Origin of the sequence: Bradyrhizobium sp. (assembly GCF_049512235.1) — a bacterium.
Taxonomy (GTDB): domain Bacteria; phylum Pseudomonadota; class Alphaproteobacteria; order Rhizobiales; family Xanthobacteraceae; genus Bradyrhizobium.
Genome location: NZ_JBEKXH010000227.1, coordinates 1 through 10,363 on the forward strand (window position 1 = coordinate 1; position 10,363 = coordinate 10,363).

11 protein-coding genes are annotated in these 10,363 nt (G+C 62.8%); 10 read left to right on the forward strand and 1 reads right to left on the reverse strand.

Features of this window, described 5'->3' with window-relative positions; translation table 11 throughout:
• Positions 1-214: 214 nt before the first annotated feature.
• A complete protein-coding gene (locus ABSG20_RS20315) occupies positions 215-991 on the reverse strand; it encodes an enoyl-CoA hydratase (RefSeq protein WP_423866304.1) in 777 nt (258 codons plus the stop codon).
• 201 nt (positions 992-1,192) lie between these two features.
• Here ABSG20_RS20315 and ABSG20_RS20320 point away from each other — a divergent pair, with 201 nt between their 5' ends.
• The 10 genes from ABSG20_RS20320 to ABSG20_RS20365 all read left to right on the forward strand — a co-directional run.
• On the forward strand, positions 1,193-1,831 hold the full coding sequence (locus ABSG20_RS20320) for a TetR/AcrR family transcriptional regulator (RefSeq protein WP_423866314.1): 639 nt from the start codon (positions 1,193-1,195) through the stop codon (positions 1,829-1,831).
• Between the two features lie 179 nt (positions 1,832-2,010).
• Positions 2,011-3,507, forward strand: a complete 1,497-nt coding sequence (locus tag ABSG20_RS20325; protein ID WP_423866305.1) for a CoA-acylating methylmalonate-semialdehyde dehydrogenase — start codon at positions 2,011-2,013, stop codon at positions 3,505-3,507.
• A gap of 36 nt (positions 3,508-3,543) precedes the next feature.
• Positions 3,544-3,771: a hypothetical protein gene (locus ABSG20_RS20330; RefSeq protein ID WP_423866306.1), complete on the forward strand. Its 228-nt coding sequence runs from the start codon at positions 3,544-3,546 to the stop codon at positions 3,769-3,771.
• On the forward strand, positions 3,768-4,196 hold the full coding sequence (locus tag ABSG20_RS20335) for a type II toxin-antitoxin system VapC family toxin (protein WP_423866307.1): 429 nt from the start codon (positions 3,768-3,770) through the stop codon (positions 4,194-4,196). Before ABSG20_RS20330 ends, ABSG20_RS20335 begins: the two co-directional genes overlap by 4 nt.
• Complete coding sequence (locus tag ABSG20_RS20340) at positions 4,193-5,341, forward strand: isobutyryl-CoA dehydrogenase (protein WP_423866308.1); 1,149 nt, start codon at positions 4,193-4,195, stop codon at positions 5,339-5,341. The genes ABSG20_RS20335 and ABSG20_RS20340 overlap by 4 nt, the downstream gene beginning before the upstream one ends.
• On the forward strand, positions 5,338-6,432 hold the full coding sequence (locus tag ABSG20_RS20345; protein ID WP_423866309.1) for an enoyl-CoA hydratase/isomerase family protein: 1,095 nt from the start codon (positions 5,338-5,340) through the stop codon (positions 6,430-6,432). The genes ABSG20_RS20340 and ABSG20_RS20345 overlap by 4 nt, the downstream gene beginning before the upstream one ends.
• A 27-nt stretch (positions 6,433-6,459) precedes the next feature.
• Positions 6,460-7,350 carry a 3-hydroxyisobutyrate dehydrogenase gene (gene mmsB, locus ABSG20_RS20350; protein WP_423866310.1) on the forward strand — a complete coding sequence of 297 codons (891 nt, stop codon included), beginning with the start codon at positions 6,460-6,462 and terminating at the stop codon, positions 7,348-7,350.
• Positions 7,351-7,357: 7 nt separating this feature from the next.
• Entirely contained in the window at positions 7,358-9,094 is a 1,737-nt protein-coding gene (locus ABSG20_RS20355) for an AMP-binding protein (protein ID WP_423866311.1), read from the forward strand.
• A 3-nt stretch (positions 9,095-9,097) separates the two neighbouring features.
• On the forward strand, positions 9,098-9,577 hold the full coding sequence (locus ABSG20_RS20360; protein WP_423866312.1) for a MaoC family dehydratase: 480 nt from the start codon (positions 9,098-9,100) through the stop codon (positions 9,575-9,577).
• 33 nt (positions 9,578-9,610) lie between these two features.
• On the forward strand, positions 9,611-10,363 hold a 753-nt coding region (locus ABSG20_RS20365; RefSeq protein WP_423866313.1), incomplete at its 3' end, for an SDR family NAD(P)-dependent oxidoreductase.

The window sequence follows — 10,363 nt, forward strand, 5'->3', positions numbered from 1 at the left end:
AACGCTCCGGCCAAATCGAATATTGTTGTTCTGGGTCCGTGACGACGGCATAAACTGCCGTGACTGATCCGATGGCATGGGCGTTACCCCGATCGGTAAAATAGTTGAGTCCGTCGCAACAATCTTAGAAAGGCTATGAAAAATATTACAACGCTTGATAGCGTATCATGCAGGCAGGCAGATTGAAAGTGCTTTTGCATTTTCTAGACGCAGGCTATGCCTGTCGTTTCCGGTCAATAAAACCCTGCATCAGCCGCTGCGGCTCGCCGGTCAGGAAGGCCTGCCCGAACACGTCGATGCTGAGATCGACGGATGCCTTCAGCGGCAGTTCCTCCCATTGCCGGAGCAGGGCTTTTTGCGCACGCAAGGCCTCCGGCGCGCATTCCAGCAGCAGGCCCAATGTGCGTTCGACCGCGGCATCGAGGCCGCCTTCCGGCGCGACGACGTCGACCAGCCCCCAGGCCAGCGCGGTGGCGGCGTCGATAATCTCGGCCGTCATGACCAGCCAACGGGCGCGGCCCCAGCCGATCAGCCTCGGCAACAGCGCGGCATGAATGACGGAGGGAATTCCGACCCTGACCTCGGGCATGCCGAATTTGGCATCATGCGCGGCGATGCGGAAATCGCAGGACGCGGCGACTTCAAGGCCGCCGCCGAGGCACCAGCCGGGCAGCCGTGCGATCACCGGTTCCGGAAAGGTCCGCACGGCTTCGCAGAGATCGCGCAGGCCGGTGATGAATTTCTCGGCGGAGGCCTGGTCGAGCCCAGCCATTTCCTTGATGTCCGCGCCTCCGATCAGGCTCTTTTCGCTTTCGCCTGCCAGGACCAGCGCGCGAACATGCCGTTCGGTCGCGAGAACCTGCAATCCCTCGCGAACGCCGTTGATCCCAGCCGACCCCAGGATATTGAGCGAACCGGCATTGCAGATCGTCAGCCGAACGACGCCGCGCGGGTCGCGGTCGACGCCGCAATAGGGATTGAGCATATGCATGCGCGGTCTCGCGGGTTGACGTCAGCTCGGTCGGGGATGGTTATTCCCGAGTAAATCACGGGCTTGTCAAGCTATCGCGAGGAGGTCGCCGGCCGAAGGACGGGTCAGTTAACCGCGAGCCGTCCGGGGGCTCAAATAGATGCAGCTTTCCATTGCTGACGGATGCTATTATATGATCCCGGACATTTCATGGGACTGCAGATGCGCTACTCCAGGGAACACAAGATCGAGACCCATGCGCGGATCGTGAAGAAAGCCTCGGTGCGGCTGCGCGAGAAGGGCGCGCATGGCATCGGGGTCGCCGACCTGATGAAGGACGCGGGCCTCACCCATGGCGGGTTCTACGCGCATTTTGCTTCCCGGGAAGCGCTTGTCATCGAGGCCTTTGCCTATGCGATGGATCGGTCGACCGAGCGCTGGCGCAAGCTTGCCGAACAGACGCCGCCGGACCAGCGGCTGGCGACCATCGTTGCGTCTTATTTGACCCCCGTTCACCGCGACGATCCCGGCCAGGGTTGCGCCGTTCCGACGCTTGGCGCCGATATCGCCCGCGAGAGTCCGAAAACCCGAAAAGCCTTCGCGGCCAAACTGGAGCAGATGATCGACATGCTCGCCGCGCAGATTCCTGAACAGCCGCCCGAGGCCGCGCGCAAACAGGCGATGGCCGCTATCGCGACCATGATGGGGACACTGGTGCTGGCCCGCATCGCCGGTCAAGGGGAGTTCTCCGACGAAATTCTGACCGCCGGGCGCGACGCCGTGCTCGATCGCGCCACCGCGCCGAAGCCGGGGGCGAAGAAAACCGCAGTCAAAAAAGCCGCCGCACCGGCGCGGCAGTGACGAGCTCTCGGCGCCATCGTGTGCGATATTGGTCGTAGGCGGCCGAAACCGCGGGGCAAGACCGGGGCCAGACCCGCATTTTCGCAAACGCGCTGCGCATCGAGACCCTTCCCAAACGCCGCAAACACTGCAAGATGCCGCCAAAATCGGCGCTGGCCGAGAGGCTTACGGAGGAACCCATGCGCGAAATCGGACATTTCATCGGCGGCCGCGAGGTCAAGGGCACTTCCGGAAAGTATGCCGACGTGTTTGAGCCGATGACCGGCGACGTCCAGGCCCAGGTGGCGCTGGCCTCCAAGGCCGAGCTGCGCGCCGCGGTCGAGAACGCCAGGGCGGCCCAGCCGGAATGGGGCGCCACCAACCCGCAGCGCCGCGCCCGTATCATGATGAAGTTCCTCGAACTGGCGCAGCGCGATTACGACAAGCTCGCCGATCTCCTGGCGCGCGAGCACGGCAAGACCGTTCCCGACGCCAAGGGCGACATCCAGCGCGGCCTTGAGGTGGTCGAATTCGCCTGCGGCATCCCGCATCTGATGAAGGGCGAATATACCGAGGGTGCCGGTCCCGGCATCGACATCTATTCGATGCGGCAACCCCTGGGCGTGGTCGCCGGCATCACGCCGTTCAACTTCCCGGCGATGATCCCGATGTGGAAATTCGCCCCCGCCATTGCCTGCGGTAATGCGTTCATCCTGAAGCCGTCGGAGCGCGATCCCGGCGTGCCGATGGAACTGGCCAAACTGATGATCGAGGCCGGCCTGCCGCCGGGCATCCTCAATGTCGTCAATGGCGGCAAGGAAGCCGTCGACGCCATCCTCGACGACCCCGATATCCGCGCCGTCGGCTTCGTCGGCTCTTCGCCGATCGCGCAATATATCTATGAGCGCGCCGCCGCTACCGGAAAGCGCGCGCAATGTTTCGGCGGCGCCAAGAACCACGCCATTGTGATGCCGGACGCCGACATGGACCAGACCGTCGATGCGCTGATCGGCGCCGGCTATGGCTCGGCCGGCGAGCGCTGCATGGCGATCTCGGTCGCCGTCCCCGTCGGCAAGACCACCGCCGACCGCTTGATGGAAAAACTGATCCCGCGGGTCGAGGCCCTGAAGATCGGCACCTCGATCGACCCGTCCGCCGACTATGGCCCGCTGGTGACCCGGGAAGCGCTTGATCGCGTCAAGAACTATGTCGAGATAGGTATCAAAGAGGGTGCAAAACTCGCGGTCGATGGCCGAAGCTTCAAGATGCAGGGCTATGAGAACGGTTTTTATATGGGCGGGTGCCTGTTCGACGATGTGACCAAAGACATGCGGATCTACAAGGAAGAGATTTTTGGGCCGGTGCTGTCGGTGGTGCGCGCCCATGACTACAACGAGGCGCTCAGCCTGCCGTCCGACCATGATTACGGTAATGGCGTTGCGATCTTCACCCGCGACGGCGACGCGGCGCGGGATTTCGCGGCCAAGGTCAATGTCGGTATGGTCGGCATCAACGTGCCGATCCCGGTGCCGATCGCCTATTACACCTTCGGCGGCTGGAAGAAGTCCGGCTTCGGCGATCTCAACCAGCACGGCCCGGATTCGATCCGCTTCTACACCAAGACCAAGACGGTCACCGCGCGCTGGCCCTCCGGCGTCAAGGAAGGCGCGGAGTTCTCGATTCCGACCATGAATTGAGGTAATGAATAAGCCGGATATTGGCGGAGATACCCTATGGCACAGGCAGATACACGCAGCCGCGCCGATGAATTGGAGGCGGCATTCGAGCGCCGCGCGCGCGCGAATGGCCGCACTTTCGAGCAGGAAGTCGAATTCGTGCTGGCACGCAAGGAAAAATTCACGCCCGAAGAGGGCGTGGCCGTGTCGCGATATTTTCACTCGCGGTGTAACGGCATTCAGCCCTCCCTGACTTTGGATGAGATCAGGGAAGGCTTGATGTGAGGACGTTGGTCATCGACGCAAGCGTAGCGGTCAAATGGCTTGTGCTTGAAGATATGTCTGACCTAGCAAAAGAGCTGTACGGTTCCGGAGATCATCTTGTCGCACCCCGCTTGATCGCGACTGAAATCGCCAACGCGCTCGCTCGCAAGACGATCCAAGGGATGCCGACTTCTCATGAGGCCGCGTATCATTTCGGTTCGCTGACGCGGTTTCTGCCCGATCTGATGGATGTCGATGAGTTGATCGAACCCGCGCTTGAAAATGCGTGCACGCTTCGGCATCCAATTTATGACCTGATCTACCTTGAAGCGGCACGACGACTGGACGCGCAGCTCGTAACGGCGGATCGCAGATTTGCGGCGAAAATCGCCGGTACCGACTTTTCTCGTCACGTGATGCTGCTGCCGGACTGGCGGCCCGAATGACGCACTTCGCCCTCAACGAAGACCAGATTGCGGTTCGCGACATGGCGCGGGAGTTTGCCGCGGAAGAGATCGCGCCGCATGCGCTGCGCTGGGATGAGGAAAAACATTTTCCCGTCGAGGTGATGCGCGAGGCAGCAAAACTGGGCATCGGCGGCATCTACATCCGCGATGACGTCGGCGGCTCGGCGCTGACGCGTTTCGACGCGGCGCTGATCTTCGAGGCCATGGCGCAGGGCTGCCCGACGGTGTCGGCCTTCATCTCGATCCACAACATGGCATCCTGGATGATCGACGCTTATGGCAATGACAGCCAGCGCCATCAATGGCTGCCTAAACTCTGCACCATGGAATGGCTGGCGAGTTATTGCCTGACCGAGCCTGGCTCCGGATCGGACGCCGCCGGCTTACGAACTCGGGCGGTGCGTGACGGCGACCACTATGTGTTGAACGGCCAGAAGCAGTTCATCTCCGGCGCCGGCAAGGGCGACCTCTATGTCGTGATGGTGCGAACCGGCAGTGATGGCCCCGGCGGCATCTCGACATTGGTGGTCGAGGGCGACACGCCAGGGCTTTCGTTCGGCGTCAACGAGCGCAAAATGGGCTGGAATGCGCAACCGACCCGGGCGGTGATTTTCGAGAACGCCCGCGTGCCCCTTGCCAACCGGCTCGGCGACGAAGGCATCGGCTTCAAGATCGCGATGGCCGGGCTCGACGGCGGGCGCATCAACATTGCGGCCTGCTCGCTCGGCGGCGCGCAATCCGCGCTCGACAAGTCGCTCACCTACATGAAGGAGCGCAAGGCTTTCGGCAAGCGGCTCGACGAATTCCAGGCGCTGCAGTTTCGCCTCGCCGACATGGCGACCGAATTGGAGGCGGCGCGGACCTTTGTGTGGCGGGCAGCGGCGGCGCTCGACCGCAGGGATCCTGATGCCACCATGCTGTGCGCGATGGCTAAACGCTTCGGCACCGATGTCGGCTTCGAGGTCGCCAATCAGGCGCTGCAATTGCACGGCGGCTATGGTTACCTCAGTGAATACGGCATTGAAAAGATCGTGCGCGATCTGCGCGTGCACCAGATTCTCGAAGGCACCAACGAAATCATGCGGCTGATCGTCTCACGCAAGCTGATCGAAGGCGCGCGATGACGGCTCAGGCTGCCGCTGCCACAGTTTCCGAACCCGACCTGATCGCGCGGCGCGAAGGCGGCGCGGGCGTCATCAGGCTCAACCGGCCGAAGGCGATCAATGCGGTAACGCTGCGAATGTTTCGCGACATCGTAAAGGCGCTCGACGAATTCGAGGCCGATCCGGCGGTCGGCCTGATCCTGCTCGAAGGCGCCGGTGACCGTGGGCTGTGCGCCGGCGGCGATATCAGGGCGCTGTACGAAAGCTCAAAGGTGGGCGGCGATCTCGGCAAGATCCTGTGGCGCGAGGAGTACATTCTCAACGCCCGCATCGCGGCCTTCCCAAAACCCTACGTCGCCTTCATGGATGGCATCGTGATGGGCGGCGGGGTCGGTCTCTCGGCGCACGGCGCCCATCGGGTTGTTACCGAGCGAACAACACTGGCGATGCCCGAGGTCGGTCTTGGTTTCTTCCCCGATGCCGGTGGCACCTTTTTGCTGTCGCGCTCGCCGGGCGAGATCGGCACCTATTTTGGTCTGACCAGCCAGATCATGAACGGCCCCGATGCGGTCTATGCCCATTTTGCGGACGCGGTGGTGCCTTCGAACCGGCTCGGCGCCTTGCGCGACATGCTGATCGGTCTTCGCGCAGGCGTGAAGTCCGGCGACGTGAAAGTAGCCATCGATGGTTTTTCGACCGGCGAACGCGCCGGGCCGGTCGCCGCGATGCAGTCGCCGATCGACCGCTGGTTTGCCCATGACACCATGCAAGCGATCTTTGCAGCCTTGCAACGCGACGGCTCGGAGCTGGCGCAATCGACCCTAAAGACGTTGCGCGGCAAGTCGCCGCGCGGCATGGTGGTCGCCCTGAAGCTGCTGCGGCTGGCGCGGGCGTCCTCCTCGCTGCAGCAATGTCTGGTGCGGGAGTATCGCGCCGCGCTGGAAGTGTTCAGAAGCGACGATTTTCGCGAAGGCATCCGCGCCGCCGTGATCGACAAGGATCGCAATCCCAGCTGGTCGCCGCCGCGGATCGAGGATGTGACGCCGGAGATGGTCATGCCTTACTTCGCGGAGATCGGCGCCGATGAACTCGTTTTCGAGTACGCGCAATAAAGATGCCTCAAGCGGAGGGAATTCGACATGGCACACATCGCATTCATCGGGCTCGGCAACATGGGCGGGCCAATGGCCGCCAATCTGGTCAAGGCCGCTCACAAGGTGATCGCGTTCGATCTGGTGGAAGCCTCCCGCAAGCAGGCTAAAAGCGATGGCGCTGCCATCGCCGACAGCGCGGCTGGCGCAGTCAAAGGCGCCGATGTCGTCATCACGATGCTGCCCGCCGGCAAACATGTGCTGTCGGTATGGAACGATGTGCTGCCGGCGATCACCAGGGGTGCCTTGATCATTGATTGCTCGACCATCGATGTGGAAAGCGCGAAACAGGCCCATGGGCTGGCGGCCAGGCATGGCGTCGCCGCGGTCGATGCGCCGGTATCCGGCGGCACCGGCGGCGCCAAGGGCGCGACCTTGACCTTCATGTGCGGCGGCGAGGAAACAGCCTTCGCGGCCGCCAAGCCGGTGCTGCAAAACATGGGCAAGAAGATCGTGCATTGCGGCGGCGCGGGTGCCGGGCAGGCGGCCAAGATCTGCAACAACATGATCCTCGGTATTTCCATGATCGCGGTCAGCGAAGCCTTCGCGCTGGCCGAAAAGCTCGGCCTCTCGCACCAGGCGCTGTTCGACGTCGCCTCGACTTCCTCGGGACAATGCTGGTCGCTGACCTCCTATTGCCCGGTACCGGGCCCGGTTCCGGCATCGCCGGCCAATAACGACTACAAACCGGGTTTTGCCTCGGCCCTGATGCTGAAGGACCTGACGCTGGCGCAGGATGCGGCCAAGGCCACCGGCGCGGCAACGCCGCTCGGCAAGCACGCGCAGGAACTCTACCGGGCATTCGATGCCGCAGGAAATGGCGGGGTAGATTTCTCCGGAATTATCCAGCACGTTCGCGGACTGGCGGGAAGCGAGTGAGCAATCAATGACCACATTTCAGGAAGCGCGCGCATTCCTGCTCAGGCATCGAACCGACTACGATAGGGCGGTGGCGGATTTCCGCTGGCCGGAGCCGGTGCCCTTCAACTGGGCGCTGGATTGGTTCGACGCGGAGCTCGCGCGCCATGCCGACAGCAAGGATCGTCCGGCGCTGTGGATCGTCGATGCCGGCAGCAATCGCGAAACCAAACTTTCATTCGAAGTGCTGTCGCGCCGCTCCAATCAAGTGGCAAACTTCCTGCGCGCGCACGGCCTGAAGCGCGGCGATCATCTGCTGCTTTTGCTCGGCAACGTCGTTCCGCTCTGGGAGACCATGCTGGCGGCGATGAAGCTTGGCGTGGTGGTGATCCCGGCGACCACGTTGTTGACCCCGGACGAACTGCGCGACCGGCTCGATCGCGGCCGCGCCAGGGTCGTGGTGGCTTCGCAGGACCAGGTGGCGAAGTTCTCAGGTCTCGGCGCCGGCCAACTGATTCGCATCGTCGTCAACGCCTCGTCGAGGCACGAGGGCTGGTTGCCGTATGAACAGGCCGCGGGCTATCCGGAATCCTTTACTCCGGACGGGCCGACCGCGGCTGACGATCCGATGCTTTTGTATTTTACCTCAGGCACCACCGCAAAACCAAAACTGGTGCGGCACAGCCAGCGCAGCTACCCCGTCGGTGGACTGTCGACGATGTACTGGCTCGGGCTGCAGCCGGGGGACATTCATCTGAATATTTCCTCGCCGGGCTGGGCCAAGCATGCCTGGAGCTGCTTTTTCGCGCCCTGGAATGCCGGCGCCACGGTATTCGTGGTCAATCAGCCGCGCTTCGAGGCCAAGGGATTGCTTGCGACCATCGGCCAATGTGGCGTCACCACTTTGTGCGCGCCGCCGACGGTGTGGCGGCTGTTCATCCAGGAGGATCTCGCAAGCTTCGAGGTCTCGCTGCGCGAGGTCTGCGGTGCCGGCGAGCCGCTCAATCCAGAAGTGATCGACCAGGTGCGCGCCGCCTGGGGACTGACCATCCGCGACGGCTATGGCCAGACTGAAACCACGGCGCTGGCGGGGAATTCGCCGGGACAGAAAGTCAAGGTTGGATCGATGGGCCGTCCATTGCCGGGATACCGTGTGCAAATCACCGACATCGACGGTCATCTTGCCCGAGAGGGCGAGGTCACTCTGGTGCTCGGGGCTGACAGGCCCGCGGGGCTGATGCAGGGCTATCAAGGCGATGACGGCAAGCTGAGCGGCGCCGATGGCGAACTCTATCGCAGCGGCGATGTGGTGTTTGCCGACGACGAAGGCTATCTGACCTTCGTCGGCCGCTCCGATGATGTTTTTAAATCGTCCGACTACCGCATCAGCCCGTTCGAACTCGAGAGCATTCTTTTGGAGCATGACGCGGTCGCCGAGGCCGCGGTCGTTCCCACACCCGATCCGATCCGGCTGGCTATTCCCAAGGCCTATGTGATGCTGGTTTCAGGCAGGGAGCGCTCGCGGGAAACCGCGCTGTCGATCTTTCGGCACCTGCATACCCGGCTGGCGCCCTTCAAGCGCATCCGGCGCATTGAGCTCGTCAGCGAATTGCCGAAAACCATTTCCGGCAAGATCCGCCGCGTGCAGCTGCGCCGGCTCGAGCACGAAAATGATCGCGAGGACGCGCTGCGCGGCCAGGAATTCCGCGAAGAAGATTTTCCGGAGCTGCAGGCAGTGCGGTCGGCCGGATCGACGGAGAACTGAACCATGAACGAGGTCTGGAAGAAGCCGCCGATTTCGCTTTCAGCCTATCAGGGCATGGTCGGCCACGAAGTTGGCGTCTCGTCATGGCATCTGGTCGATCAGCACCGGATCGACGTCTATGCGGATGTCATCGACGATCATCAGTTCATCCACATCGATCCCGAGCGCGCCAAAAGGGAAACGCCGTTCGGCACCACCGTGGCGCATGGGTTTCTGACGATGGCGCTCTTGAGCATCATGTCCTACGAGGTCATGCCGGTCATCGAGGGCACCACGATGGGGGTGAATTACGGCTTCGACAGGCTGCGCTTCATCTCGCCGGTACGCTCGGGCTCGCGCGTCCGTGGCCGTTTTACGCTGGTCGAAGCCAGGCTGCGCAAGCCGACGGAGCTGCTGTCGCGCACCAATGTCAGCGTCGAAATCGAGGGCGAGGACAAGCCGGCTTTGGTGGCCGACTGGATCGGCCTGATCTATTTTGCTTGAGACTGGTTTGTTTATGGCTTGGGACATTCAATCATGACCATCAGGTTTGACGGACGCGTTGCCATCGTCACCGGCGCTGGCAACGGTCTTGGACGCGCGCATGCGCTTGCCTTGGCGAGCCGCGGCGCCAAGGTCGTCGTCAACGATTTCGGCGTCGCCCGCGACGGCAGCGGCGGATCGCTGACGTCGGCCGAAGCCGTGGTCGAGGAAATCCGCAACGCCGGCGGCGTGGCGATTGCCGACGGCGCCGACGTCTCTGATTTCGAGCAGGTCGGGGCGATGGTGGACCGCGCCATGAAGGAGTGGGGCGGCGTCGATCTGCTCTGCGCCAATGCCGGCATCCTGCGCGACAAATCCTTCGCCAAGATGGAGCCGGCCGATTTCGCTGCAGTGATCGATGTCCATCTCAACGGCACCTTCTATTGCTGCAAGGCGGTGTGGAACGGCATGCGCGAGCGCAATTATGGCCGCATCGTCCTGACCACGTCCTCCTCCGGGCTGTTCGGGAATTTTGGCCAGGCCAATTATGGCGCAGCGAAAACCGCCATGGTCGGATTGATGAATGTGCTGGCCGAGGAAGGCCGCAAGAACGACATCCGCGTCAACGTGATCTCGCCGACGGCGGCGACGCGAATGACGGAAGAACTGCTGCCGCCGCAGGCGTTGGCGCTGATGCGGCCCGAAGCGATCACGCCGGCGGTGCTGTTTCTGCTCGGAGACGACGCGCCGACGCGCACCATCATGGGCGCGGGGGCGGGGTCCTTCGCCGTGATCAAAATCATGGAA